The organism is Paracoccus sp. J39, from assembly GCF_000518925.1.
Classification (GTDB): Bacteria; Pseudomonadota; Alphaproteobacteria; order Rhodobacterales; family Rhodobacteraceae; genus Paracoccus.
This window is the reverse complement of sequence record NZ_JAEN01000001.1, coordinates 1-25,204: the sequence shown is the minus strand read 5'-3', so window position 1 is coordinate 25,204 and position 25,204 is coordinate 1. Positions and strand designations below refer to the sequence as shown.

Genomic DNA, 25,204 nt, shown 5'->3' with positions numbered 1-25,204 from the left:
GCCCGGCACGGACGCTGCACCTGCACCGTGGCTGAGGGTATTTGGGCAACAGAGAAGAGACCGGAGAAAGGCGCCCGGCCACCGGCCGGCCTTGGCCGACATCGCCCCATTCCCATCGCCGCGGGTTACGGCCGCCTCCGGAGGAGGTCCGGCTTGGCACAGCTGGCCGGCTGCGATGCCTTTCCGGCCGGGGCAAGCAGCCCCACCGGGTTCCGGGCCGTCGCAAGGCGGATGGCGCCGACTTTCGCGGGGGGTTTCGTGGCTCAGGCGACGGCGCGCAGCGGCCCCGGCCGGAAAGGCGTGAGTGTCACCTCGGCGCCGTCGAAGATGCAGAAGCTTTGCGCCGGCACCTCCAGCCAGCCGGTTTCGTCGCTCTCAAGCGGTTCCGAGACCACCGCGCGGCCGCCGCGCGTGTCGGACCAGCGGTGGAACAAGGTCGGCGCATGTTCGTCGCTGGCATAGCGCAGGGCATAGAGTCTGGTCCCATCCGAGAAGGCCGCCGTCAGCCGCACATGCGGCGCCGCGCCCTTTTGCCGGGCCAGTGCCTCGAATTTCGCGGTGGCGCGGGCCATGGCGCCGGCGGGGTCGTCCTCCAGCCCCTCGCCCAGGGCCATCAGGAACAGCGCCTCGCTGTCGGTGGCGCCCTTGCGATGCGGATAGAGCTCGTCGGGGATCAGCACCTCGGCATGGCGGCGATAGCCGTCGTAGCCGCCGAACTGGCCGTTATGCATGAAGCACCATTTGCCGACGACGAAAGGATGGCAATTGTTGCGGCTGGTCGCCGTGCCGGTCGAGGCCCGCACATGCGCCAGGAACAGGTGCGATTTCACCGTGGCGGTCAGGCTGCGCAGGTTGCTGTCCGACCAGGCCGGCATGATGTCGCGGTAAAGGCCCGGCTCCTCGCGCTCGCCATACCAGGCGATGCCGAAGCCGTCGGCATTGACCGGGGTGTGACAGCGGGTCGCCCCGTGGCTTTGCCGGACCAGCGAATGGCCGGGCCGGCAGATGACATCCTCAAGATAGATCGGACTGCCGACATAGGCTGCCCAGCGGCACATTATCCTGCCCCTTTCCGCGCTTTTTCCTAGGGCTAGCACGAAAAGCCTGACGAATCACCAAAAAGTCTCAGGCGGGGTTTTCTTCCACGATCACAAGGTCGCGTTCGGCCGCATCCCGGGCATGGTCCAGCGCCGCCTGATACTCGGCCGAGCGGTAGCAGGCCACCGCATCCTCGACGCTGGGGAAGCGCGCCACGACATTGCGGGCGCGCTCCTTGCCTTCAAGCTGCACGTAGCGCGAACCGCGGGCCAGGAACACCCCGCCATGCGCGGCGATCGCCGGCCCCGCCAGCCGGGCATATTCGCCATAGGCATCGGGGTCGGTCACGGTCACATGGGCGATCCACAAGGCGGTCATGCTTTCTCTCCGATCAGGGTTTCGACGGCCGAGATGGCGCTATCGGCCGCGGCAAGGCTGGGCGCCCCGCCCTGGGCGCGGTCGGGACGGCCACCGCCGCCCTTGCCGCCAAGCGCCGCGGTCGCGGTCTGCACCAGTTCGACGGCGCTGATCCGGCCGGTCAGGTCGGGGGTGACGCCCGCCGCCACCGTCGCCTTGCCGTCCGCCTCGGCCAGCACCACCACGGCGCCGGAGCCGAGCCGCGACTTCATCTCATCGACCAGCGGGCCCAGCTCCTTGCCGGTCACGCCCTCGACGCGCCGGGCGATCAGCTTGATGCCGTTGATGTCCTTGGGCTTGTCCTCGGACCCGCCGCCCATCGCCAGCTGGCGCTTGAGCTGCGCCACCTCGTTGGCCAGCGCCTTGCGCTCATCGGCCAGGGCGCGGACCTTGTTCACCACGTCGCCGGCCTGCGCCTTGACGATGCCGGCAATTTCGGAAAGCTCGGCGTCCACGCGACGCAATTCGTCCATCGCCGCCTGGCCGGTCAGCGCCTCGATGCGGCGGATGCCGGCGGCCGAGGCGGTCTCGCCGGTCAGCGCGAACATGCCGATATCGCCGGTGCGCGCGACATGGGTGCCGCCGCACAGCTCCAGCGAATAGGTCTGGCCGCCGGTGCCCTTGCCCGAGCCCGCCAACTCGCCCATCGAGACCACGCGCACCTCGTCGCCGTATTTCTCGCCGAACAGCGCCTGGGCGCCCAGGGCGCGGGCATCGTCGGGGGACATGATCCGGGTCTCGACCGGGCTGTTCTGGCGGATGAAATCATTCACCTCGCGTTCGACCTGGGCCAGCTCCTCGGGTGTCATCGCCTTGGCATGGCTGAAGTCGAAGCGCAGCCGGTCCGGCGCGTTCAGGCTGCCGCGCTGCGCGACATGCTCGCCCAAGGCGCGGCGCAGCGCCTCGTGCAGCAGATGCGTGGCCGAATGGTTGGCACGGATGGCGCTGCGGCGGTCGTGATCGACGGAAAGCTGCGCCCCCTGGCCGCGCTGGATCGTGCCCAGCGTCACCTCGGCGATATGGATGAAGACGCCGCCCGACTTCTTGGTGTCGGTGACGCGCGCCGCGCCGGTCTCGGTCTTGATCAGGCCGGTATCGCCGACCTGGCCGCCGGCTTCGGCATAGAAGGGCGTCTGGTTCACCACGATCTGCACCTGCTGGCCCTCGGAGGCCGCATCCACCGCGGCGCCGTCCTGCACCAGGGCCAGGATCTGGCCCTCGCTGATCTCGGTGTCATAGCCCAGGAATTCGGTGGCGCCGTGCTCTTCGGCGATATCGAACCAGATCGCGGCATCCTTGGTCTCGCCCGAGCCGGCCCAGGCGGCGCGCGCCTTGGCCTTCTGCTCGGCCATGGCGGCGTCGAAGCCGGCGGTATCGACCGCGCGGCCCTTTTCGCGCAGCGCGTCCTGGGTCAGGTCCAGCGGGAAGCCATAGGTGTCGTAAAGTTTGAACGCCGCCTCGCCCGGCAGGTTCGCCCCCTCGGGCAGCTTCGCGAGCTCGTCGTCCAAGAGCCGCAAGCCGCGGTCCAGCGTCTGCTTGAAGCGGGTCTCCTCCAGCTTCAGCGTCTCCTCGATCAGCGCCTGGGCGCGGCCGAGCTCGGGATAGGCGGCACCCATCTCGCGCACCAGCGAGGGCACCAGCCGATGCATCACCGGGTCCTTGGCGCCCAGCATATGCGCATGCCGCATGGCGCGGCGCATGATGCGGCGCAGCACATAGCCGCGCCCCTCGTTCGAGGGCATCACCCCGTCGGCGATCAGGAAGCTGGTCGAGCGCAGGTGATCGGCGATGACGCGATGATGCACCTTGCCGGGACCGTCCGGGTCGGCGCTGGTCGCATGCGCGCTGGCCTCGATCAGGCTCCGCATCAGGTCGGTGTCGTAATTGTCATGCTTGCCCTGCAGAAGCGCGCCGATCCGCTCCAGCCCCATGCCGGTGTCGATCGACTGCATGTCGAGCGCGCGCATCGAGCCATCCTCGAACTGCTCGTTCTGCATGAAGACCAGATTCCAGATCTCGATGAAGCGGTCGCCGTCCTCATCGGCGCTGCCGGGCGGACCGCCCCAGATCTGCTCACCGTGGTCATAGAAGATCTCGGTGCAGGGACCGCAGGGACCGGTCGGACCCATCTGCCAGAAATTGTCGCTGGTCGGAATACGGATGATGCGGTCATCGGGAAGCCCCGCGACCTTCTTCCAGATCTCCGCCGCCTCGTCGTCGGTGTGATAGACGGTGACCAGCAGCTTGTCCTTGGGAATGCCGAAATCCTTGGTCAGAAGCTCCCAGGCAAAGGGGATGGCGCCGTCCTTGAAATAGTCGCCGAAGCTGAAATTCCCCAGCATCTCGAAGAAGGTATGGTGGCGCGCGGTATAGCCGACATTGTCCAGGTCGTTGTGCTTGCCGCCGGCCCGCACGCATTTCTGTGCGGTGGTGGCGCGCTTGTAGTCCCGCGTCTCGACGCCGGTGAACAGGTTCTTGAACTGCACCATGCCCGAATTGGTGAACATCAGCGTCGGGTCGTTTCGCGGCACCAGCGGGCTCGAGTCGACGACGCGATGGCCGTTGCGTTCGAAATAGTTCAGGAAGGTTGAGCGGATCTCATTCAAGCTGGGCATATCGGGCCTTCATCGCAAAGCGGTTTTTCCGGCCAGAACCGGTTTGCCGCCCGGTCTAGCCCCAGCCATGGCGGCTGTCCAGCAATCCCGCGTGGCCGGGCGGCCTCCCGGCATCTCTCTTGGGCAAATATCCTGGGGGAGCGACTCATGCGCCCCGTCGAGGGGCGCGTGAGGCGTGGGGGCAAAGCCCCCTTGGCGATGGAAATGCACGGGAACTTCCCTGCGCACCGCATGCAAGCCCTGTCGGAAGCCACCGATGCCCGCCGGGTCGGTCCGGGATCAATCCTCGGTCAGCGCCTCGTCGCCATCCTCCGCAGCCCCGAAATCCAGGCCGTGGCTGGCACGGATCTTGTCCTCGATGGCATAGGCCACGTCGGGATTGTCGCGCAGATATTGCTTGGCATTCTCGCGGCCCTGGCCGATGCGCTCATCGCCATAGGAATACCAGCTGCCCGATTTCTCGACCACGCCGGCCTTGATGCCGAGGTCGATCAGTTCGCCGACCTTCGAGATGCCCTCGCCATACATGATGTCGAACTCGACCTGGCGGAAGGGCGGCGCCACCTTGTTCTTGACCACCTTGACCCGGGTCGAGTTGCCGACCACCTCGTCTCGGTCCTTGATCGAGCCGGTGCGGCGGATATCCAGGCGCACCGAGGCGTAGAATTTCAGGGCGTTGCCGCCGGTGGTGGTCTCGGGGTTGCCGAACATCACGCCGATCTTCATGCGGATCTGGTTGATGAAGATCACCATGCAGTTCGACCGCCCGATGCTGGCGGTCAGCTTGCGCATCGCCTGGCTCATCAGCCGGGCCTGGCTGCCCATCTGCATGTCGCCCATATCGCCCTCGATCTCGGACTTGGGCGTCAGCGCCGCCACCGAATCGACCACGACCAGGCTGACCGCGCCCGAGCGCACCAGCGTATCCACGATCTCCAGCGCCTGTTCGCCGGTGTCGGGCTGGCTGATCAAGAGCTCGTCCAGGTTGACGCCCAGCTTCTTGGCATATTGCGGGTCCAGCGCATGTTCGGCATCGACGAAGGCGCAGACGCCGCCCTTCTTCTGCTCCTCGGCCACGACATGCAGCGTCAGCGTGGTCTTGCCCGAGCTTTCCGGGCCGAAGATCTCGATGATCCGGCCCTTGGGCAGGCCGCCGATCCCCAGGGCGATGTCGAGCCCCAGCGAGCCGGTCGAGGTCGCCTCGATCTCGGCCACCGGACTGTCGGCGCCCAGCTTCATGATCGAGCCCTTGCCGAATTGCCGTTCGATCTGGGCCAGCGCGCTGTCCAGCGCCTTCTGCTTGTCTGCGGATCGCTTGTCGTTCATGTCGAAAAGTGTTGCCCCTGCCATGCGGTCCTCATGCTTATTTCACACCCCGCCATCCGGGGCAATCAGCGCCCGCCCGCCATTTTGTTCACGGGTTGTTCTTATCTGCGCCCTATTGCGCCGAAATGCAAGTCCTGGTTGGCGAATCAGAGGCCGCATCGCGACCTCCTGCCCCAGACTGCCGCGAAAGGATTAAGAAACGGTTTACAGCCGCAGGGCGGATGGCTATCCCGGCGCGCATGCCGCAACGGCTGAAAGTATTTGGAAAATGCTGATCTTCTGGGAAAGGCGGCTGGTCTTCCTCGCGACACCCAAGGCCGGGTCCACCGCGGTGGAATCCGCGCTTGAAGCCCTGGCCAATGTCGCCGTCCAGCGCCCGGCCGCGCTGAAACATGCCGACCTGCAGACCTATCGACGCCATATAGAGCCCTGGCTGCATTCGGCCACCGGCGAGAAATTCACCACCATCGCCCTGATGCGCGAGCCGATCGGCTGGCTGCGCAGCTGGTATCGCTTTCGCCTGCGCGACGATGACGAGGACCCGGAACACCCCATGATCGGCGTCAGCTTCGCGGATTTCGCCAGCGCCTATGCCGATCCCGACGGGCCGGAGGTGGCGCGGGTGGGCAGCCAGGCCGCCTTCCTGACCACGGAAGCCGATCATGTCGATCGCATCTTCCGCTACGAGGACATGGAAACCTTTACCCATTTCCTCGAGGACCGGCTGGATTGCGCGATCAGCCTGCCGCGGGTGAACGTGCCGCCGACGGTCGACGTCAGCCTGAACCCCGAACAGGAGGCGGGGCTGCGCAAGGTGATGGCGGCGGATTTCGCGCTTTACGATTCGCTTTGAACCCGGTCCGGCGGCGACCTAGCGATTGCCGCCCAGCTGCCGGCTCACCAGCGCGGTCAGGTCCGAAAGCGAGAAGGGCTTGGCCAGGAAGGCGGCATCCGGCACCGGCGGACGGCCCTCCGAGAAGATGTCCTCGGCATAGCCCGACATGAAGATCACCTTGGTGTCAGGCCGGTCGCGCAGCGCGGTGCGCACCCAGGCCGGGCCGTCCATGCCCGGCATCACCACATCGGTGACGAAGACATCCACCTCCAGGCGCTGATCGGCCAGCAGCGACAGCGCATCCTCGGCGCAGGCCGCCTCGAGCACGTTGAACCCCTGCAGTTTCAAGGCGCGGCTGGCAAAGGCGCGCACCGGGGCCTCGTCCTCGACCAGCAGCACGGTCGCCTCGACCTCGCGACGCGCGCGCATCGCAGCCGTCGGGGACTGTTGCTGCACCTCTTCGGCATCGCGGCGGTCATGCGCCGGGAAGAACAGGGAAAAGCAGCTGCCCTCGCCCGGCGCGCTGTCGCAGAAGATATAGCCGCCGGTCTGCTTGACGATGCCGTAAGCGGTCGAGAGTCCCAGTCCGGTGCCTTCGCCGGTGCGCTTGGTGGTGAAGAAGGGCTCGAAGATCTTGGCCAGATCATCGGCGGCAATGCCGCAGCCCTGGTCGCGGACCTGGACCCGGACATAATCCCCGGCCGGCAAGGTGGCGCGCCCGCAGGCGGCGCGGCTCTCCAGCCGGACATTGTCGGTGCAGATGGTGATGTCGCCGCCCTCGGGCATGGCGTCGCGGGCGTTCACCACCAGGTTCATGATCACCTGTTCCAGCTGGCGCCGGTCGGCGCGGATCATCCGCAGCGAAGGATCGTGATCGAAGGTCAGCACGATGCGCTCGCCCACCAGCCGGTTCAGCAGATGCGTCAGGTCCGAAAGCGTGTCGCGCAGGTCCATGATCTGCGGCTTGAGCGTCTGCTTGCGGGAAAACGCCAGCAATTGCCGCACCAGCGCCGCCGCCCGGTTGGCGTTCTGGCTGATCTGGTCCAGATCGGCGTAGTCCGGATCGGCCTTGTCATGGCGCAGCATCAGCAGGTCGCAATGCCCGGTGATCGCGGTCAGCAGGTTGTTGAAGTCATGCGCGATGCCGCCGGCAAGCTGGCCGATCGCCTGCATCTTCTGGCTTTGCACGAACTGCGCCTCGAGCGTCTTCAGCGCGCTGGCATCGGACAGCACCGCGGTGACGTGATCCCCCTTGCCGCGCGTCAGCGAGACCTGAACGAACCGGTCGGGGCCCTCGGCCCGAACATGCAGCACCTCTGAGCCGCCGATCGTCCGTCCCGCGCCGACATCCGCCACCCAATCGCCCATCTCGCGTCCGAGCCCGTCGAGCAGTGCGGCCAGGTTCTGTCCCCCGACCGCCCCCCCCAGCAGGTCGCAGGCGGCCGCATTGGCGCGGAGGATATTCGCCGCGGGGTCGAGGATCAGCAACGAGACCGGAAGCAGATCGAAATCGTCGATGTCGCTGCGCGGCGGCGCCGGCGCGGGCAGCGCCGGCAGCTCGGGGGCGGCGGCCCGCCACAGCTGGACGGTCGAGCCCGCCTGGCGGGTCACCATATAATCGCCCGCCTCGCCCAGATCGGCGCGGACCCTGCCGCTGCGGGAAAGGCCGATACCCAGGTCCTGCCAGAACGCGGCCGGATCGGCATGGCGGCGGCTGAGCGCATCATGAACGGGTCGGTCGACCAGATCGCCGATCCGGTCCAGCGCCATCTGATTCTGCGCCAGGATCAGCCCGTCCGGCCCGACCGCAAAGGCCGGCAGATCATGGTCCAGGACGGCGGGCAGCAGCCGGGTCAGATCGCGCCGCGTCGCCAGCCCCCGCCACAGGTGACGGGCCGAAATGGCGCCCCCCAGAAGATACCAGGCCGTCACCGCCGCACCGACGGTCAAAAGAGTGACGCCGCCCTGCGCGTCCTGCGGGCGCAGCGCCAGCCACAACGCGCCGATCAGCGCGGGAAGCGTCAGAAACGGCACCAGGATTTGCGCCGAGCGCAGGATGTCCGCCCGTTCCGAAATCATCAGTCCCCTCGCAACCAATCTTTTCCTCTCTGCGTAGCGCATGCGGGTTAACCGGAGGTTAACGCCGACGCATCAAGGCGAGGTAGAAGCCGTCCGAAGCCTCCAGCGGCGTGAACCGGCGCTCGGCGACCGGTTCGAATCCCGGATTGCGGGCAAGGAATGCATGTGCTTGCCCCTGGTTTTCCGCAGAAAGCACCGAACAGGTCATATAGGCGAGATACCCGCCCGGCGCGACGAATCCGGCCGCCTGATCCAGGATCCCGCCCTGCACCGACAACAGCCGCCGCAGCGCTTCGGGGGTCAGCCGCCATTTCGCCTCGGGGCTGCGCCGCCAGGTTCCGCTGCCCGAACAGGGCACATCGGCCAGGACGGTATCGAACCGGCCCGCGACCTTGCCCGGCGCGGCCAGGCGGATGCGCACCCCGGCTCTTTCGGCCCGGGCCGGCAGATCGGCCATGCGCCCGGCATCGATGTCATGCGCGGTGATCGGCCCCGCTCCCCGCGCCGCCATGGCCAGCGCCTTGCCGCCGCCCCCCGCGCAAAAGTCCAGCAGACTGCCCTGCGCCGGCAAAAGCGCGCAGGCCAGCTGGGGCGAAAGGTCCTGCAACTCGACCAGACCCTCGCGATAGGCGCGGCAGCCGGACAGCCGCCGCGCGCCTTCGGAGACGCGCAGCGCCGTGGGCAATTCGGCATGCGCCACGGTCGCGATCCCTTCCTCGGCCAGCGCGGCCGCGGCGCGCGCCGGATCGGCGCGGCGCAGGTTGACCCGCAGCCAGACCGGCGCGCGGTCGCGCATCGCCAATGCCACCGGCTCGGCAGCGGCGCCCAGCGCCTCGTGCCACAGCGGCAAAAGCCAGTCCGGCAGGTCCAGCGCCTCTGCCGGCGTCGGCGCGCGGCCCGCCGCCAGCTCGGCCGCGGAAAGAGCCGGCGGCCCGTGCCCTTCGCCGGTGAACAGCGTTGCGGGATCGGCGCCTTCTTCGCGGCACAGCCCGAGAAGCAGCCCGCGCCCGGACAGCGCGCCGCCCAGGGCGGCACGAGAACGCCGCCGGCGCAGCGCATCGAAGACCAGATCCCGCACCGCCGCGCGATCCCCCGAACCGGCAAAGCGGCTGGCCCGGGCCCAGCGGATCAGCGCCGCCTCGGCGGCCTGTCCCGCAAGAATGCCGTCAAGGATGGCGATGGCCGCGGCGGCTCGGGCGGCGGGCGTCATGTCTGGCTGCGTCCCCGGCGCGGCGGTTGGCGGATCCCGCCCAGAAACGGCCCCGGCCGTGCTTTGTCAATCCCGTCAGGGCGGCAGGCCGGACCGCCAGAGCGAGGCCCCCTCTTCCCCCGAGGCGACGCGCACCGCGATCATCGGCCCGCCCGGAGCCCCCAGGGGCGAGCGTCCCGAGGCCAGCACCGCCAGCGAGCCGGGCCGGCCAGTGACCTGACTGCCCAGCGGCGCCCCCAGCAGCATCACCCTTTCCCGTACCCGCCGGCGCTGGCCGGACTCGATCGAGGCGAAGCTGTTATAGGTCTCGGGCGAACCGGTCATGCCCTGGAATCCCCGGTCGCGCAGCATCTGGCGCAGCGTGTCGAAACGCGCCAGGTAACGCTGCGCATGGACCTGGGTGCGAGAGTGGAACGCGCCTGCCGCAATGCGCCAATCGCCCATCTCTCCATGCAGATCGCGCACGAAACGCGCGGCATAGCGGGCATTCTCCAGCGGGTCGAACATCTGCGCGACCGAGGAGAAGTTCTCGCCATGCCAGCGATAGTTCAGCTGGAAGCAGCCTATGTCGATATTGGTGCGGCCCCGGGCCACGCGATCCTCGGCAAAGGCCACCGCGCTGGCGGGGTCGTCGAACCAGGTCCCCTCGCCCTCGGCATTGGCGCTCCAGGCCCAGGGGCGCACGACGCCGTCCAGGCGGCGCCCCGTCTCGGTCAGGGTCAGCGCACCCATGATGTCCATCGGCACGCCATATTCCTGCGCCGCCTGCTGCGCGGCCCATTCGCAGACATCGGCCGAAGGCAGCGCCCTGCCCCCGCCGGGGCCGAAAGCCGCAGCGCCAAGCGCCAGAAGAAAAAGGAAAGCCCGGAAAAGCATGAAAGGCCGCGAAGGAAGTTCCCTCACGACCTCTAGGGCAAACCGATTAAGATTCGGTAAGCGGATCAGCCCATGCGGTAATTCGGGCTTTCGCGGGTGATCTGCACGTCATGGACATGGCTTTCCTTCAAGCCCGCACCGGTGATGCGCACGAACTGGCAGCCGCCGCGCATCTCGGCCACGGTGGCGTTGCCGGTGTAGCCCATGGCGGCGCGCAGGCCGCCGACCAACTGGTGGATCACCGCCGCGGCCGAGCCCTTGTAGGGCACCTGGCCCTCGATCCCCTCGGGGACCAGCTTGTCGCTGGCCGCGTCCTTCTGGAAATAGCGGTCGGCCGAGCCGCGCGCCATGGCGCCGAGGCTGCCCATGCCGCGATAGGACTTGAAGCTGCGGCCCTGATAGAGGATCACCTCTCCGGGCGATTCATCCGTGCCGGCGATGGCCGAGCCGACCATGGCGCAGGAAGCCCCCGCCGCGATGGCCTTGGCGAAATCGCCCGAGAACTTGATGCCGCCATCGGCGATGACCGGCACGTCGCCGGCGCCGCGCGCCGCGTCCATGATCGCGGTCAGCTGCGGCACGCCGACGCCCGCGACGATGCGGGTGGTGCAGATCGACCCCGGGCCGATGCCGACCTTGATCGCATCCGCGCCGGCATCGACCAGCGCGCGGGCCGCCTCGGCGGTCGCCACGTTGCCGGCCACCACCTGCACCTCGTTCGAATGCGCCTTGATGCGGGAAACGGCACGGGCCACGCCCTCGGAATGGCCATGGGCGGTGTCGATCACCACCAGATCCACCCCGGCTTCGATCAGGGCAAGGCTGCGCTCATATCCCTCGTCGCCGACGGTCGAGGCGGCGGCGACGCGCAGCCGGCCCAGCTCGTCCTTGCAGGCCAGCGGGTTCAGCACCGATTTCTCGGTATCCTTCAGCGTCAGCAGGCCGGTCAGCCGGCCCTCGGCATTGGTGATCAGCAGCTTCTCGATCCGGCGGGCCTTCATCAGGTCGATGGCCTCGGCCCGGTCGGCGGGCTCGCGCAGGATGGCGAGGTTCTCGGCCGTCATCACCGCCCGCACCGGCATGTCGTCGCTGTTGGCGAAGCGCATGTCGCGGTTGGTGATGATGCCGACGACGCGGCCGGCCGCGTCCACCACCGGAAAGCCGGTGACGTTGTAACGCTCCTGCAGGGCCTTGGCATCGGCGATGGTCTGGTCGGGGGTCAGGGTGATCGGGTCGTAGACGATGCCCGATTCGAAGCGTTTCACGCGGCGGACCTCGTCGGCCTGCTGCTCGGCGGTCAGGTTGCGGTGGATCACGCCGATGCCGCCGGCCTGGGCCATGGCGATGGCCATGCGGCTTTCGGTGACGGTATCCATGGCGCTGGAGAGCAGCGGAATATTCATCCGGATCTGCTTGGTGACATAGGTCGTCACGTCGGCGGTCGAGGGCATCACCGAGGACGCCGCAGGAACGAGAAGAACATCGTCGAAGGTCAGAGCCTCACGAATCTGCATGGGAGCATCCTTGTCAGGGGTTCGTTTGGCAGTTTCCCATTTCACGCGGGGAGCGGATTGTCCAGCCTGCCGGGCGCGATCCGGGGCGATTTGGCGACGATTTCCGGATGCCGCCCTCTGGCGCGGCCGGACCGCTCCGATGACGGCCGGCAGGCGCATGCAACGGCCGGGCCGGGACGCCGCGTTAACGAAATGTTGCGGAGAGGACACGCCCGGAAGGCGGCGGGGCCGGGACGCCGCGTCAGGATATGCGGGAGATTGACGCAACTGTGGCGCGTGCCGCAGGCTGAACCCAGAGGTTTGAAAAGAACCGGTCTCTGGGAGGAAACCATGAAAAGGATCATCACCGGCATCGGCGCCCTGCTGGCCACGGCCGCGCCTGTTCTGGCCGGCGGGATCGAACGCGCGCCGCAATCGCTGGCGCCGCTGTTCGAGCAGGGGAATTATCTGGAGCTCAGCTTCGGCGGCGTGACCCCCGACGTCTCGGGCCGGGACCTGGCGGTGTTCGGCGGCCGCGAGACCGGCGATGTCGCACAGGGCTACGGTTTCGCCGGGTTCGCCTACAAGCACCAGTTCACGGATGCCCTGTCGGGCGTCTTCATCCTGGAACAGCCCTTCGGCGCAGATATCCGCTACGAGCCCGGCAGGTCGGTGGCCTTCGGCGGCACCGCCGTCGAGGTCAATTCGACGACCTATACCGCCCTGCTGCGCTACAAGTTCGAGAACAACTTCTCGGTCCATGGCGGTATCCGCGGCTCGCACGCCGATGGCGACGTGACGCTGAGCGGGGCGGCCTACGGCCCGCTGTCCGGCTATAACGTCAAGCTGGACGGGGCCTGGGGCGTCGGCTGGGTCGCCGGCGTCGCCTATGAGATGCCAGAGATCGCCGCCCGCGTCTCGCTGACCTACAACTCGCCCGTCGAGCATGATTTCGATACCACCGAGACCCATGCCGCCCTGCCGCCCTCGGGCATCAGCAGCGAGACCACCGTCAAGACGCCGCGCTCCTGGACGCTGGAGGGCCAGACCGGCATCGCCGCCGACACGCTGCTGTTCGGCTCGATCCGCTGGGTGAACTGGTCCGAGTTCAGGGTGAACCCGCAGGTCCTGGTCGGCACGCCGCCGGCGGGCTTCGGCATCGCGGATGGCCTGGTCGAGCTGGAGGACACCACGACCTACACCATCGGCGTCGGCCGCAAGTTCACCGAAACCTGGTCGGGCTCGATGTCCTTCATGTACGAACCCGACGGCGACGACCTGGTCTCGCCCCTGGCGCCGACCAACGGGCGCAAGGGCGTGACGCTGGCCGCGATCTATACCCGCGACAACATCAAGGTGACGACCGGCGTCAGCTACATCAAGCTGGGCAACGCCTATGCCGAGACCGGGACGCCGGATGTCGCGCGGGCCAGGATGTCGGACAACCACGCCTGGGCCGCGGGCGTCCGCGTCGGCTATTCCTTCTGAGCCGCCGCAAGGATGAAGGCCCCGGTTCCGCCGGGGCCTTTTTCATGCAAGCCCGGTTCCTGGCTGCACGGTTTTACGGGTATTTGAGGAACGAAGAAGCCGGGTGCCGCGGCCGGATCGACGCAACGGGATCGTTGTCATCTCCTGCATGGGCCGGGCCTGGCGGCATGGGCGCTTGAGCATTGGCGCATGAGTATTTGGGAAACGGTGAAGATCAGCGCCGCAGCGCCTCGACCAAGGCGATGAAATGCTCGCCGCGCTTTTCGAAGTTGGGATATTGGTCGAAGCTGGCGGCGGCAGGGGCAAGCAGCACCGTCTCGCCCGGCCGGGCCTCGGCGGCGGCATGGGCGACCGCCTGCTCCATGGTCTCGGCGATCTCATAGGGGGTCTGGCCGATCTCGAGCGCGAAGTCGCGGGCGGAATGGCCGATCAGATAGGCCTTGGCGACATTGCCCAGATGCGGTTGCAGGGCGGCGATGCCGCCCTCCTTGCCCAGACCGCCGGCGATCCAGCGGATGTTGCGGAATGCGGCCAGGGCCTTGGCGGCGGCATCGACATTGGTGGCCTTGCTGTCGTTGACCCAGGCCACGCCGCCGATCTCGGCCACGGTCTGGCTGCGATGCGGCAAGCCTTCGAAGCTGTGGAAGGCGCGCTCGATCTCGCGCGGGGCAAGGCCCACGGCGCGGGCCGCGGCATAGGCGGCGCAGGCGTTCTGGTGGTTGTGCTCGCCCGGCAGGCCCTTGATGTCGCGCAGGTCGATCGAGGCGACCTGGCGGCCCTTGCGGCATTCCGAAAGAAAGCCCTTGCGGGCAAAGACCGACCAGCCGAAGCGTTCCAGCTTTTGTCCCGAGGAGATGCGGATCACCCGGTCGTCCGAGGCGGCCATGGCAAGCTGGCCGGCAAGGTAGCATCCCTCGATCTCGTCCACGCCGATCACTGCCCGGTCCGGGCCGCCCTCGGCGAAGAGCCGGCGCTTGGCGGCGAAATAGCCGCCGGGGCCGCCATGGCGGTCGAGATGGTCGGGCGAGAGATTGGTGAACACCGCCACATCGGGCGTCAGGGCGCGGGCAAGGTCGGTCTGGTAGCTGGAAAGCTCCAGCACCACCACCTCGCCGTCATGGGCGGGGTCGAGCGACAGAACCCCGGTGCCGATATTGCCGCCGATCTGGGTCGGGCGGCCGGCTTCCTTCAGAATGTGGTGGATCAGCGCCGTGGTGGTGGACTTGCCGTTCGAGCCGGTGACGGCGATGACGCGCGGGGTGGTATCGAACCGCTCCCATTCCGCGGTGGCGAAGCTGCGGAAGAACAGCCCGATGTCGTTGTCCACCGGCACGCCGAGCGCGTAAGCCTTGGCGATGAGCGGATGCGGTTTCGGATAGAGATGCGGGATGCCGGGGCTGGTGATCAGGGCCGAGACGCCCTCCCAGCTGGCGTCGCGGGTCAGGTCGAGGATGCGCAGCCCCTCGGCCTCGGCCTGTTCTCGGGTGTCGGCGCCGTCGTCCCAGGCGACGACATGGGCGCCGCCGGCGGCAAGGGCGGCGGCGGTGGCGCGGCCGGAGCGGCCGAGGCCGAGCACGGCGATGGTCTGGTTTTCGACGCCTTGGACGGGGATCATGGTTCTGCCTTCGGTAAAGGAAGGCCGGGGGCGCTTCGCCCCCCGGACCCCCCGAGGGTATTTGTGCAACAGAGAAGGATCAGCGCAGCTTGAGCGTGGCGAGGCCGATCAGCGCCAGGATCAGCGCGATGATCCAGAAGCGGATGACGATCTGCGCCTCGCCCCAGCCCTTCTTCTCGAAATGGTGGTGGATGGGGGCCATCAGGAAGACGCGCTTGCCGGTGCGCTTGAAATAGAGCACCTGGATGATCACCGACAGCGCCTCGACCACGAAAAGGCCGCCGACGATGGCCAGCACGATCTCGTGCTTGGTCGCCACCGCGATGGCCCCGAGCGCGCCGCCGAGCGCGAGGCTGCCGGTATCGCCCATGAACACCGCGGCGGGCGGGGCGTTATACCACAGGAAGCCCAGGCCGCCGCCGATCAGCGCCGCGACGAAGACCGCGAGTTCCCCGGTGCCGGGGACGAAATGCACGCCGAGGTAATTGGCGAAATTCGCGTTGCCGACCATATAGGCGATCACCGCGAAGCTGGCCGCGGCGATCATCACCGGCATGATCGCCAGCCCGTCCAGCCCGTCGGTCAGGTTCACCGCATTGGCCGCGCCCAGGATCACCAGCACCGCGAAGGGCACGTAGAGCAGGCCCAGATTGATCAGCGCATCCTTGAAAAAGGGCAGCGCCAGTTCGCCGCTGAGCGCCGCGGGGTGCAGCCAGGCGGCGGCGGCCCCCGCGCCGGCAGCGATGCAAAGCCCGATCAGCAGCCGCACCTTGCCCGAGAGCCCGGCATGGTGCTGCTTGGTGACCTTGGCATAGTCGTCGGCGAAGCCGATGGCGGCAAAGCCCAGCGTGACCAGCAGCACGATCCAGACATAACCATTGTCGAGCCGCGCCCAGAGCAGCGTGCCCACCACCAGCGCGGCGAGAATCAGCAGCCCGCCCATGGTGGGGGTGCCGGCCTTGGAGAAATGGTTCTCGGGCCCGTCGTCGCGGATCGGCTGGCCCTTCTTCTGCTTGCGGCGCAGAAGGTCGATCAGCGGCCGGCCGAAGAAGAAGCCGAAGACCAGCGCGGTAAAGAAGGCGCCGCCGGCGCGAAAGGTGATGTATCGGAAAAGGTTGAAGAAATCCCCGCCGTCAGAGAGGTTCGTGAGCCAATAGAGCATTACGCTGTCCTTTCGCCAGGGGGCGTGCTTTGGCGCGTCCGCCTGAGCGCGTCAACCACCGTCGAGACCTTGGAGGATTTCGAGCCCTTCACGAGCACGATATCGCCGGGCGCGACCAGGTCCTGCGCGCGCTCGGCCAGTTCGGCGGCACTCTCGGCATGCAGCCCGCGGCGGGTTTCCGGCAGCGCCTCGTGCAGGGCGCGCATGCGCGGGCCGGCGGTGTGGACCAGGTCGACGGTCTCCATCGCGGGGTCCTGCGCCATGCCGGCATGCATGGCGATCTCGTCGGGGCCGAGTTCCAGCATGTCGCCCAGGATCGCCACCCGCCGCCCGCCGGTCAGCCGCGCGAGCGTCGCCAGCCCGGCCGAAAGCGAGGTGGGGTTCGAGTTGTAGGCGTCGTCGATCAGCCGGATGCCGCCCAGATCCTCGACCGCGCCGCGGCCCAGCGGCGGGCGCCAGTCGGAAAGGCGCGCCGCGGCCTGCTTCACATCGGCCCCGGCGGCGGAAAGCGCCGCCAGCACGCCGACCGCGTTCATCACGAAATGCGTGCCGGCGCTGGCGAGGGTGAAATCCACCGTCTCGCCCAGCACCCGGGCGCGGACCCGGGTCGCGCCGTCCGCGGTCTCGGCCTTCAGCGGCCTCGCCATGCCTTGCTGGCCGAAGCCGATGACGATGGCGCCGGCCTCGTCCGCGCAGTCGCGCAGCAGCTGGGTGACGGGCAGGTCCTCGGGGATCACCGCGGTCCCGGGCTGGGTCAGGCCGCGGAAGATCGCGCCCTTCTCGCGGGCGATGCCCTCGATGGCGCCGAAGGCTTCCAGATGCGCCGCGGCGACCGTGGTGATCATCGCCACCTGCGGCCGGGCAAGGCGCGCCAGCGGCTCGATCTCGCCGGGGTGGTTCATGCCGATCTCGACGATGGCGAAGTCGGTGTCCTCGGGCATGCGCGCCAGGGTCAGCGGCACACCCCAATGGTTGTTGTAACTGGCCTCGGCGGCGTGGATCTTGCCCTGCCCGGTCAGGGCGATGCGCGCCATCTCCTTGGTCGAGGTCTTGCCGACCGAGCCGGTGATGGCCACGACCTTGCCGCGCATGCGGGCGCGGCCGGCGCGGCCAAGCGCCTCCAGCGCCGCCAGCACCTCGGGGACCACCAGCAGCGGCGCATCATCCGCCACGCCCGCGGGGATGCGGCTGACCAGCGCAGCGGCCGCGCCCTTTTCCAGCGCCTGGGCGACGAAGTCATGGCCGTCGCGGGCGGCCTGCAGGGCGACGAACAGATCGCCCGGCCGGATGGTGCGGGTGTCGATGGAGACGCCGGTGACGGCGAAGTCACGGGTGGCGCGGCCGCCGGTCGCGGCGACGGCATCCTGCGAGGTCCAGAGCGTCATATCTTGCCATCCAGCGCCGCGACGGCCACCGAGGCTTGCTCGGCATCGTCGAAGGGATAAACGTCGTTGCCGATGATCTGGCCGGTCTCGTGCCCCTTGCCGGCGATCAGCAGCGCGTCGCCGGGCTGCAGCGCATCGACGGCGCGCAGGATCGCCTCGGCCCGGTCGCCGACCTCGATGGCATCGGGACCGGCGCCGGCCAGCACCTCGGCGCGGATCGCGGCCGGGTCTTCCGAGCGGGGATTGTCGTCGGTCACATAGACCAGGTCGGCGAATTGCCGCGCCGCTTCGCCCATCAGCGGGCGCTTCAGCCGGTCGCGGTCGCCGCCGGCGCCGAAGACCACGATGATGCGGCCCAGGACATGCGGGCGCAGCGATTGCAGGGCCGAGGCCAGCGCGCCGGGCTTGTGGCTGTAATCGACGAAGACCGCCGCGCCGTTTTCCCGCACCGCCGCCAGTTCCATGCGGCCGCGCACGGTGGTCAGGCCCGGCAGCGTCTCGATCACCCGGGCGGGTTCGTCGCCGGCGGCGATGGCGAGGCCGGCCGCGGCAAGCACGTTTTCCGCCTGGAAGCCGCCGATCAGCGCCAGCCGCACCAGATGCGCCTGGCCGTGCAGGCTGAAGCGCAGGTCCTGCCCGGTCGCGTCGTAACGCTGGCCGAGGATGCGCAGGTCGGCGCGCTCATCCTTGCCGATGGTGGTCAGGTCGAGGCCGCGCTCGCGCGCGATCTGCGCCATCTGCCGGCCGCGCGGGTCGTCGATATTGACGACGGCTCCGGCGCCTTCGTCCAGCAGGTGGTCGAAGAGCAGCGCCTTGGCGGCGAAATACTCGTCGAAATCCTTGTGATAATCCAGGTGGTCCTGGCTGAAATTGGTGAAGGCCCCGGCCTTCAGCCGCACCCCGTCCAGCCGGCGCTGGTCAAGGCCGTGCGAGCTGGCCTCCATCGCCGCATGGGTGACGCCCGCGCTCGCCGCCTCGGCCAGCACCCGGTGCAGGGTGATCGGCTCGGGCGTGGTATGGGCCAGCTTGGCCTGGTAATCGCCCTGCACGCCCATGGTGCCGAGGCTGATCGCCTTGTGGCCCAGCGCCTGCCAGATCTGCCGTGTGAAGGTGGCGACCGAGGTCTTGCCCGAGGTGCCGGTGACGGCGACCATGGTTTCGGGCTGGGCCGCGAACCACAGCGCGGCGGCCCCGGCCAGCGCGGCGCGCGGGTCCTCGGCCACCACCAGCGCCGCGTCCGAGCCGGCCAGCTCGGCCGCGGCGATCTCGGCGCCCTTGCGGTCGGTCAGGATGGCGCCCGCCCCCTGGCGCAGCGCATATTGGATGAACTCGCCGCCATGCGTCGCCGAACCCGGCAGGGCCGCGAACAGATGCCCGGGCCGAACCTGCCGCGAATCGACGGACAGCCCCGTCACCTCGGGGTCGCGCCCCTTGTCCCCCCGAAGCCCCAGAAGGGACAGCCGCATCACCCGTTCGGTCACGGAACCTCCGCTCATCAGTTCGAGACGAGCTTTAGCCGATCCGGCAAAGGCCGTTCAACCATCGGCAGCTGGGTTTCCGTGCTGGGCCTCAGGCCCAGCAGCGGCGCGACGCGGCGGATCAGCTCGCCCGCCACCGGGGCCGCGGTGGCGCCGGCGGTGCGGCTTTCGCCGCCCCCCGCCAGCCCGACCGAGGGCTCGTCCAGCGTCAGCACCAACACATATTTCGGATCGCTGGCCGGAAAGACCGAGGCGAAGGTCGTCACGTTCTTGTTCTTGTAATAGCCGCCGGTCGGGCGCGGCTTGTCGGCGGTGCCGGTCTTGCCGGCGACCTCGTAGCCGTCGATATTCGCGGTCCGGGCGGTGCCGCGCGTCACCACCTGGCGCAGCAGCTGCATGGCGGTATGGGCGGCGGCCGGCGAAAGCACCTGCTCGCCCTCGCGCTGGCTGCGGCCATGCACCAGCGTCGGGCGCACGCGCTTGCCGCCGTTGGCGATGGTCGCATAGGCCGAGGCCAGGTGCAGCGGGCTGGCCGCCAGCCCGTGGCCGAAGGCGACCGTGGCCGAGGTCACGGCGGGCCAGCGTTGCGGCACCAGCGGCTTGCCGGTCGGCGCCTCGCTCATCTCGATCGGGGTCGGCTCGAACAGGCCGAGCTTCTGCAGGAAATCCCTCTGCCGCTCGGGGCCCAGCAGCTGGGCGATGCGCACCGTGCCGACGTTCGAGGATTTGGCGATGATATCCGCCACCGAAAGCTGGCCGCCGTAATTGTGGAAATCGTTGATGAGGTATTTCCCGATCCGCATCGGCGACTTCGCGTTGATCATCGTGGCCGGGCTGACCAGCTTGAGGTCGATGGCCTGCGCCACCGGGAAGATCTTGAAGGTCGAGCCCAGCTCGTACTGGCCCTGCACCGCGCGGTTGAACAGCGGGCTGTCCGAGGGATCGCCCTTGAGCAGCGGCCGCGGCCGGTCGTTGGGATCGAAATCGGGCAGGCTGGCCATGGCGACGATCTCGCCGGTCTTGACCTCCATCAGGATGCCGGTGGCGCCCTTGGCGTTCATCACCTTCATGCCGTTGCCCAGCACCTCCTCCATCGCGGCCTGCACGGTCAGGTCCAGCGACAGGGTCAGCGGCGCGCCGTCATTGGCCGGGTCGCGCAGCCAGTGGTCGAAGGCCTTCTCGACGCCGGCGACGCCGACGACCTCGGCGCTGGCGACGTCCTCCTTGCCGAAGGTGGCACCGCCAAGGATATGCGCGGCGATATGGCCGTTCGGGTAAAGCCGCATCTCGCGCGGGCCGAACAGCAGTCCCGGCTCGCCGATGTCGTGCACGGCCTGCATCTGCTCGGGGCTGATCTTCTTCTTGATCCAGACGAAGGTGCGCTTGCCGGTGAAGTCCTTGCGCAGACGCTCGATGTCCAGGTCCGGGAAGACGCGGACCAGTTCGCGCGCGGCGCGCTCGGGCTCGACCATCTGCTGGGGATGGGCATAAAGCGAATGGGTCAGCAGGTTGGTGGCCAGCACCCGCCCGTGCCGGTCGGTGATGTCGGCGCGCTGCGAGATGATCTGCGCGCCCGTGGTCTGCACCCGCGGCTCGCTGGGCTGGCTGGAGGCCAGCACGCCCATCTTGGCGCCCACGGTGCCGAAGGCGACCGCGAAGGCGCAGGACATGAAGAACAGACGGGTGCGGGCGCTGCCGCGCGCCTTTTCCTGAATGACGGCATGCCTCTGGGCGCGGTTCTCGGCCTCGATGGCATCGGGGTTCTGCCCGGTTTCGCGGGCGCGAAGGATGCGGGCCAGCGGGCGCAGCGGGGTGCGGATCATGGCGTGCTCTCCTGTGGTCTGCGGGGCGGATATCCGGCGGGGCGCTCGACGGGCAGATCGGCGCCGGCCTCGGGACCGGCGGCGGGCTCGGGCGCCTGGGGCGCCGGGAAGGCCACCTGTCCGACATCGACGAACTGGTCCGAACCGAAGGGCACCAGCTTCAGCCGCTCGAAATTCAGGTCGACCAGCTGGCGCAGGCGCTCGGGACGGTTCAGATAGGCCCATTCGGCGCGCAGCACGCCCAGATCCTCGCGCAGGCGGCCGATCTGGCGCTGGATATCGCCCATCTCGCTGATGGCGGCCTGGGTGCGGTAATTCTCGCGATAGGCCCAGAAGGCCAAGCCCATCACCGCCAGCGTGGTCAGAAGGTAAAGCACGGATCGCATCAGCCCCTCCTATCCGACAGCACCGGCAGGCCCAGGGCCGCCGGATCGACCCGGCCGGCCGGCGCCCCGGTGCGGATGCCGACGCGCAAGAGCGCCGAGCGCGCGCGCGGATTCGCCGCCAGCTCGGATTCGTCCGGGCCGATGGCGCGGCGGAAGGGCAGCGTGAAGGCCGGCTCCTCGCGCGCGGCCTCGGGCGCATGGCGGCTGCCGCCCCCGGCGCTGTTCGAGCGCGCCTGCATGAAACGCTTGACGATGCGGTCCTCGAGCGAATGGAAGCTGACCACCGCGAGCTTGCCGCCCGGCCGCAGCGCCCGCTCGGCCGCCGCCAGCCCGGCGACGAGCTGGCCGAACTCGTCGTTCACCCAGATGCGGATCGCCTGGAAGGTGCGGGTCGAGGGATGGCTCTGCCCCGGCTTGGGGCGCGGCAGGCAGCCGGCGACGATGTCCGAAAGCTCGCCGGTGCGCGACAGCGGCCGCGCCGCCACGATGGCCTTGGCGATGCGGCGCGAGGCGCGTTCCTCGCCGTAAAGGTAAAGCACGTCGGCGATGACCGATTCGGGCGCGGTGTTCAGCAGCTCTGCGGCCGAGGGCCCGTCGCCGCCCATGCGCATGTCCAGCGGCCCGTCGCGCAGGAAGGAAAAGCCGCGCTCGGGCTGGTCGAGCTGCATCGAGCTGACGCCCAGGTCCAGCACCACACCATCGACCGGCCCGCCGGCCAGCTGGTCCAGATCGGAAAAGGTGCCCTCGACCAGATGCAGCCGGTCGCCGTATTCGCCCGCCCAGGCCTGGGCCATGCGAATGACCGAGGGGTCGCGGTCGATGCCGATGACGCGCTGGGCGCCCTGCTCAAGCAGGCCGCGGGCATAGCCGCCGGCGCCGAAGGTGCCGTCGACCCAGATGCCCTTCACAGGCGCAACGGCCCGCAACAGCGGGCCAAGCAGGACGGGGATATGCGGAGCCTCGGCCATCTATCCCTCATCCCTCCCGCCAAGGGCCAGCAGCGACAGCGGATCGGCGCCGGGCTCCAGCTCCGGCACGCGGGCCTCCAGCGCGCGCTCTTCCTCGGCATAGGCTTCGGGGGTCCAGACCTTCAGGCTGTCGCCGGCCGAGATGAAGAAGGCGCTGTCGGTCAGCCCGATCTTCTCGCGCAGCTTCTGCGGCAGGACCAGCCGGCCGTCGCCGTCGATCTCGGCCTCGTCGGCATGGCCCTGATAGATGTTTTCCAAGAGGTTGCGGGCGGCCGAGCCGCGCGGCATGCGGGCGATGCCCTCCTCGATCTCTTCCATGGCCTCGATGGTGAAGAGTTGCAGCCAGTTCCAGTCGCGGGTGCCGTAGACGATGACGAGCTGCGCGCGCTTGCCGACCTGCCAGTCGGGATCGGAGGCTTCAAAGACCCGGCGGAACTTGGCCGGGATGGAAACGCGACCCTTCGCGTCCACCTTGACCTCTTCCGACCCTCTGAACCGGCGTGCCAACGGCCCGCACTCCTTCCACTGTCCCGGCCTTTCCGGTTTTCCCGAAAAGGAAAGGCGGACCGGGCTGCTGCCACCGCCCGATCCGCCGCCCTCGTTCCCATCTCTGGGCCCCGTAGTTTCGGGGATCGCGCCCTGCGTTTCGCGCCACCTGGGGGAGGTGCTGCTCGCGCGCCGCAGAGGTCGTTCGGAAGCGGGTTGCCTGTATGAAAGCTGCTTGTCGCCTTTTGGGGTCTTGATGCCCCTCGTGCCCGTTCCGTGAGCCAAGGGATGCCATGGGAATTTACGGGACGCAATGGATTTGTTTGGGGGAAAGCAGGCTGCAGGCGGGCCATTGCCGGTGAACGGCAAGCGAACAAATTCACGCTAGCGCGATCAACACGGAAGGTTTCGGATTCTTTTCGCCGATGACCACAAGATATGGTGTCGACCTGGGCTGTGGCACATAAATCCCACAGTTTCCCGGAATCGGCCCGATTTCCGCCCAGGCACGTCCTTCGGGGTGGGGAGAGTGCGACGGGAATCGCGGATTCGTCGGTTCTTCACGGCCAATCACGCCGTGGTGATTCGGAATCGGAGCGCCTTTCCCGCGAATTCCCGGACCCGTTCCCGTGCTTTCCCGGACGGGTCCCGGGCGGCCGGCCTCAGGCCATGCCGCCAGAGATCAGCCGTTCGGCCAGCCGGGCAAAGGATTGCGCCGCTGGTTCGTCGCCGGCGGCGACCGGCGTGCCCGCATCGCCCGACAGCCGCAGGTCGAGGTTCAGCGGGATCTCGCCCAGGAAGGGCAGGCCCAGCGCCGCGGCCTCGGCGGCGACGCCGCCATGGCCGAACAGATGCGCCTCATGGCCGCAATTCGGGCAGATATAGGTGGACATGTTCTCGACCAGCCCCAGCACCGGGGTCTTGAGCTTGCCGAACATGTCGATGGCGCGGCGCGCGTCGATCAGCGCCACGTCCTGCGGGGTCGAGACGATGATCGCCCCGCTGACCTGCGCCTTCTGGCACAGCGACAGCTGCACGTCGCCGGTGCCGGGCGGCAGGTCGACCAGCAGCACGTCCAGCTCGCCCCATTTCACCTGGTTCAGCATCTGCTGCAGCGCGCCCATCAGCATCGGGCCGCGCCAGACCACGGCCTCGCCTTCCTTCATCATCAGGCCCAGCGACATGACGGTGACGCCATGGGCGTGCAGCGGCTCGATCATCTGGCCGTTGCTGGTCGGGCGCTGCCCGGTCAGGCCCAGCATCCGCGGCTGCGAGGGGCCGTAGATATCCGCATCCAGCAGCCCGACCCGCCGCCCCTTGCGCGCCAGCGCCACGGCGAGGTTGGCGGTCAGCGTGGATTTCCCGACCCCGCCCTTGCCCGAGCCGATGGCCAGGATCCGCGCCACGCCGCTGACCGGGGCCGGCCCGGCCTGGGGCGTCGGATGGCGGCCGATCTTCAGGCTGGGCGGCGCCTCGCCGCCCGAGCGCGCCGTGACTTGCGGCGGGACGGCGCCGCGCGGCGCGGCGGGGGCGGTGGTGACGATCTGCACCTTCTCGACCCCCGGCAGGGCGGAAAGGCGGCGCTGCACCTCGGCCTCGACGGGCGCAAGGGCGCGGGCGGCGGCGGCATCCGCGGCCTCGATGACGAATCGCACTACGCCCGATTCGACGCTGAGCGCGCGCACCAGATCGGCCGAAACAAGGGTTCCGCCCCCGGGAACCGCGATCTGCGCAAGTTCCGCAAGCACACGTTCGCGTGATATCGTCATCGCCACCCCCATTCCAAAGCGCCCGCAGCATGGCAATTCGGACGGGTGTCGGCAACCCGCACCAAAAGGCTGATACCGCTAACTGCCTGTGACCCCGCGTAAAATACGACCCGGCTACTAGAGAAACTTGATGGAGCTTGTAAAAAGGCTGAAAAGTTCACGGATTATTAACGCTTTGTGACAGCCTCCAAGAAACAGCCATGTGGTTTCTGCATAGCAGCATCTCGCCCGCGGCCATTGTGCATATGCAGAAAAGGGACCATGTTCGTCTCAACAGCGCGACAGGGAAAACCGACCGCGCCATCCGCAAGACGAAAGAGTGAATGAAATGGCTGTTCTCGATCTGATCCATGGCGGTCTGCACCGCAACGACATCGCCGGCAACGGCGCGATCGCGAAATTCGTGGCCAATATCCGTGAGAATATGGCACGCCGCGCGGTCTATCGCCAGACCCTGCGCGAACTGGGCGCGCTGTCGAACCGCGATCTGGCCGACCTGGGCCTGAACCGCGGCAACATCCGCAGCGTGGCCTACGAGGCCGCCTGGGGATCGAAGTAAGGCATAGAACACCCGACCCACTCCTCCTCCCTTGGGTCCGGGTTCAGGCGGCATCCTCCCTCCTCCTCCCTGAGGATGCCGCCGCTCAGATACGGCGAGACCCCTCCTCCTCCCTGGGTCTCGCGGTTCAGGCGGCCGCCTCTCTCCTCCTCCCGGAGGCGCCGCCAAACCGATACGGCGAAGCCCCTCCTCCTCC

21 protein-coding genes are annotated in these 25,204 nt (G+C 68.4%); 3 read left to right on the top strand and 18 right to left on the bottom strand.

Going from position 1 to position 25,204, the window contains the following annotated elements:
* Positions 1-263 precede the first annotated feature (263 nt).
* The 4 genes from L632_RS0100105 to recA all read right to left on the bottom strand — a co-directional run bounded on the left by L632_RS0100105 (position 264) and on the right by recA (position 5,420).
* A complete protein-coding gene (locus tag L632_RS0100105) occupies positions 264-1,058 on the bottom strand; it encodes a class II glutamine amidotransferase (RefSeq protein WP_028711896.1) in 795 nt (264 codons plus the stop codon).
* Between the two features lie 67 nt (positions 1,059-1,125).
* Entirely contained in the window at positions 1,126-1,416 is a 291-nt protein-coding gene (locus L632_RS0100100; protein ID WP_028711895.1) for a DUF1330 domain-containing protein, read from the bottom strand.
* Positions 1,413-4,070, bottom strand: a complete 2,658-nt coding sequence (gene alaS / locus L632_RS0100095; protein WP_028711894.1) for an alanine--tRNA ligase — start codon at positions 4,068-4,070, stop codon at positions 1,413-1,415. The genes L632_RS0100100 and alaS overlap by 4 nt, the downstream gene beginning before the upstream one ends.
* Before the next feature lie 279 nt (positions 4,071-4,349).
* A complete protein-coding gene (gene recA / locus L632_RS0100090; RefSeq protein ID WP_028711893.1) occupies positions 4,350-5,420 on the bottom strand; it encodes a recombinase RecA in 1,071 nt (356 codons plus the stop codon).
* Between the two features lie 244 nt (positions 5,421-5,664).
* On the opposite strand from recA, the gene L632_RS0100085 reads away from it, so the two are divergent.
* Positions 5,665-6,249, top strand: coding sequence for a sulfotransferase family 2 domain-containing protein (locus L632_RS0100085; RefSeq protein ID WP_028711892.1), 585 nt, complete (start codon positions 5,665-5,667; stop codon positions 6,247-6,249).
* Positions 6,250-6,267: 18 nt separating this feature from the next.
* Here the strand turns inward: L632_RS0100085 and L632_RS0100080 are convergent, their stop codons facing one another.
* The 4 genes from L632_RS0100080 to guaB all read right to left on the bottom strand — a co-directional run bounded on the left by L632_RS0100080 (position 6,268) and on the right by guaB (position 11,910).
* Positions 6,268-8,310, bottom strand: coding sequence for an ATP-binding protein (locus L632_RS0100080; RefSeq protein WP_028711891.1), 2,043 nt, complete (start codon positions 8,308-8,310; stop codon positions 6,268-6,270).
* Positions 8,311-8,368: 58 nt separating this feature from the next.
* The gene (locus tag L632_RS0100075) at positions 8,369-9,520 is read right to left on the bottom strand and encodes an RsmB/NOP family class I SAM-dependent RNA methyltransferase (protein WP_028716134.1); all 1,152 of its coding nucleotides are present in this window, start codon (positions 9,518-9,520) and stop codon (positions 8,369-8,371) included.
* 75 nt (positions 9,521-9,595) lie between these two features.
* On the bottom strand, positions 9,596-10,396 hold the full coding sequence (locus L632_RS21785) for a hypothetical protein (protein WP_036696926.1): 801 nt from the start codon (positions 10,394-10,396) through the stop codon (positions 9,596-9,598).
* Positions 10,397-10,461: 65 nt separating this feature from the next.
* Positions 10,462-11,910, bottom strand: a complete 1,449-nt coding sequence (guaB, locus tag L632_RS0100065) for an IMP dehydrogenase (RefSeq protein WP_028711889.1) — start codon at positions 11,908-11,910, stop codon at positions 10,462-10,464.
* Between the two features lie 330 nt (positions 11,911-12,240).
* Here guaB and L632_RS0100060 point away from each other — a divergent pair, with 330 nt between their 5' ends.
* Positions 12,241-13,377, top strand: coding sequence for an OmpP1/FadL family transporter (locus L632_RS0100060; RefSeq protein ID WP_028711888.1), 1,137 nt, complete (start codon positions 12,241-12,243; stop codon positions 13,375-13,377).
* 214 nt (positions 13,378-13,591) lie between these two features.
* On the opposite strand, the gene murD is transcribed toward L632_RS0100060, so the two are convergent.
* The 9 genes from murD to L632_RS0100015 form a co-directional block, all read right to left on the bottom strand.
* On the bottom strand, positions 13,592-14,992 hold the full coding sequence (gene murD, locus L632_RS0100055) for a UDP-N-acetylmuramoyl-L-alanine--D-glutamate ligase (RefSeq protein WP_028711887.1): 1,401 nt from the start codon (positions 14,990-14,992) through the stop codon (positions 13,592-13,594).
* A 79-nt stretch (positions 14,993-15,071) separates the two neighbouring features.
* Entirely contained in the window at positions 15,072-16,154 is a 1,083-nt protein-coding gene (mraY, locus tag L632_RS0100050; RefSeq protein WP_028711886.1) for a phospho-N-acetylmuramoyl-pentapeptide-transferase, read from the bottom strand.
* Positions 16,154-17,539 carry a UDP-N-acetylmuramoyl-tripeptide--D-alanyl-D-alanine ligase gene (murF, locus tag L632_RS0100045; protein ID WP_028711885.1) on the bottom strand — a complete coding sequence of 462 codons (1,386 nt, stop codon included), beginning with the start codon at positions 17,537-17,539 and terminating at the stop codon, positions 16,154-16,156. Before murF ends, mraY begins: the two co-directional genes overlap by 1 nt.
* The gene (locus tag L632_RS0100040) at positions 17,536-19,005 is read right to left on the bottom strand and encodes a UDP-N-acetylmuramoyl-L-alanyl-D-glutamate--2,6-diaminopimelate ligase (RefSeq protein WP_028711884.1); all 1,470 of its coding nucleotides are present in this window, start codon (positions 19,003-19,005) and stop codon (positions 17,536-17,538) included. Before L632_RS0100040 ends, murF begins: the two co-directional genes overlap by 4 nt.
* A gap of 29 nt (positions 19,006-19,034) precedes the next feature.
* Complete coding sequence (locus L632_RS0100035) at positions 19,035-20,840, bottom strand: penicillin-binding protein 2 (protein ID WP_028711883.1); 1,806 nt, start codon at positions 20,838-20,840, stop codon at positions 19,035-19,037.
* Positions 20,837-21,226 (bottom strand): cell division protein FtsL, encoded by a 390-nt coding sequence (locus L632_RS0100030; RefSeq protein WP_036696922.1) that lies wholly within the window; start codon positions 21,224-21,226, stop codon positions 20,837-20,839. The genes L632_RS0100035 and L632_RS0100030 overlap by 4 nt, the downstream gene beginning before the upstream one ends.
* On the bottom strand, positions 21,226-22,194 hold the full coding sequence (gene rsmH / locus L632_RS0100025) for a 16S rRNA (cytosine(1402)-N(4))-methyltransferase RsmH (protein ID WP_028716133.1): 969 nt from the start codon (positions 22,192-22,194) through the stop codon (positions 21,226-21,228). The genes L632_RS0100030 and rsmH overlap by 1 nt, the downstream gene beginning before the upstream one ends.
* Entirely contained in the window at positions 22,195-22,701 is a 507-nt protein-coding gene (mraZ, locus tag L632_RS0100020; protein WP_028716132.1) for a division/cell wall cluster transcriptional repressor MraZ, read from the bottom strand.
* 641 nt (positions 22,702-23,342) lie between these two features.
* On the bottom strand, positions 23,343-24,449 hold the full coding sequence (locus L632_RS0100015; protein WP_028711879.1) for an Mrp/NBP35 family ATP-binding protein: 1,107 nt from the start codon (positions 24,447-24,449) through the stop codon (positions 23,343-23,345).
* Positions 24,450-24,777: 328 nt separating this feature from the next.
* On the opposite strand from L632_RS0100015, the gene L632_RS0100005 reads away from it, so the two are divergent.
* Entirely contained in the window at positions 24,778-25,008 is a 231-nt protein-coding gene (locus L632_RS0100005) for a DUF1127 domain-containing protein (RefSeq protein WP_028711878.1), read from the top strand.
* On the opposite strand, the gene L632_RS24785 is transcribed toward L632_RS0100005, so the two are convergent.
* A partial coding sequence (locus L632_RS24785; protein WP_232220937.1) for a hypothetical protein occupies positions 24,981-25,204 on the bottom strand: 224 nt, incomplete at its 5' end. The genes L632_RS0100005 and L632_RS24785 overlap by 28 nt on opposite strands.

Bases quoted from the DNA above. Each gene is read 5' to 3' on its own strand.
- L632_RS0100105 (WP_028711896.1), bottom strand. From the start codon at position 1,058: ATGTGCCGCTGGGCAGCCTATGTCGGCAGTCCGATCTATCTTGAGGAT.
- L632_RS0100100 (WP_028711895.1), bottom strand. From the start codon at position 1,416: ATGACCGCCTTGTGGATCGCCCATGTGACCGTGACCGACCCCGATGCC.
- alaS (WP_028711894.1), bottom strand. From the start codon at position 4,070: ATGCCCAGCTTGAATGAGATCCGCTCAACCTTCCTGAACTATTTCGAA.
- recA (WP_028711893.1), bottom strand. From the start codon at position 5,420: ATGGCAGGGGCAACACTTTTCGACATGAACGACAAGCGATCCGCAGAC.
- L632_RS0100085 (WP_028711892.1), top strand. From the start codon at position 5,665: ATGCTGATCTTCTGGGAAAGGCGGCTGGTCTTCCTCGCGACACCCAAG.
- L632_RS0100080 (WP_028711891.1), bottom strand. From the start codon at position 8,310: ATGATTTCGGAACGGGCGGACATCCTGCGCTCGGCGCAAATCCTGGTG.
- L632_RS0100075 (WP_028716134.1), bottom strand. From the start codon at position 9,520: ATGACGCCCGCCGCCCGAGCCGCCGCGGCCATCGCCATCCTTGACGGC.
- L632_RS21785 (WP_036696926.1), bottom strand. From the start codon at position 10,396: ATGCTTTTCCGGGCTTTCCTTTTTCTTCTGGCGCTTGGCGCTGCGGCT.
- guaB (WP_028711889.1), bottom strand. From the start codon at position 11,910: ATGCAGATTCGTGAGGCTCTGACCTTCGACGATGTTCTTCTCGTTCCT.
- L632_RS0100060 (WP_028711888.1), top strand. From the start codon at position 12,241: ATGAAAAGGATCATCACCGGCATCGGCGCCCTGCTGGCCACGGCCGCG.
- murD (WP_028711887.1), bottom strand. From the start codon at position 14,992: ATGATCCCCGTCCAAGGCGTCGAAAACCAGACCATCGCCGTGCTCGGC.
- mraY (WP_028711886.1), bottom strand. From the start codon at position 16,154: ATGCTCTATTGGCTCACGAACCTCTCTGACGGCGGGGATTTCTTCAAC.
- murF (WP_028711885.1), bottom strand. From the start codon at position 17,539: ATGACGCTCTGGACCTCGCAGGATGCCGTCGCCGCGACCGGCGGCCGC.
- L632_RS0100040 (WP_028711884.1), bottom strand. From the start codon at position 19,005: ATGCGGCTGTCCCTTCTGGGGCTTCGGGGGGACAAGGGGCGCGACCCC.
- L632_RS0100035 (WP_028711883.1), bottom strand. From the start codon at position 20,840: ATGATCCGCACCCCGCTGCGCCCGCTGGCCCGCATCCTTCGCGCCCGC.
- L632_RS0100030 (WP_036696922.1), bottom strand. From the start codon at position 21,226: ATGCGATCCGTGCTTTACCTTCTGACCACGCTGGCGGTGATGGGCTTG.
- rsmH (WP_028716133.1), bottom strand. From the start codon at position 22,194: ATGGCCGAGGCTCCGCATATCCCCGTCCTGCTTGGCCCGCTGTTGCGG.
- L632_RS0100015 (WP_028711879.1), bottom strand. From the start codon at position 24,449: ATGACGATATCACGCGAACGTGTGCTTGCGGAACTTGCGCAGATCGCG.
- L632_RS0100005 (WP_028711878.1), top strand. From the start codon at position 24,778: ATGGCTGTTCTCGATCTGATCCATGGCGGTCTGCACCGCAACGACATC.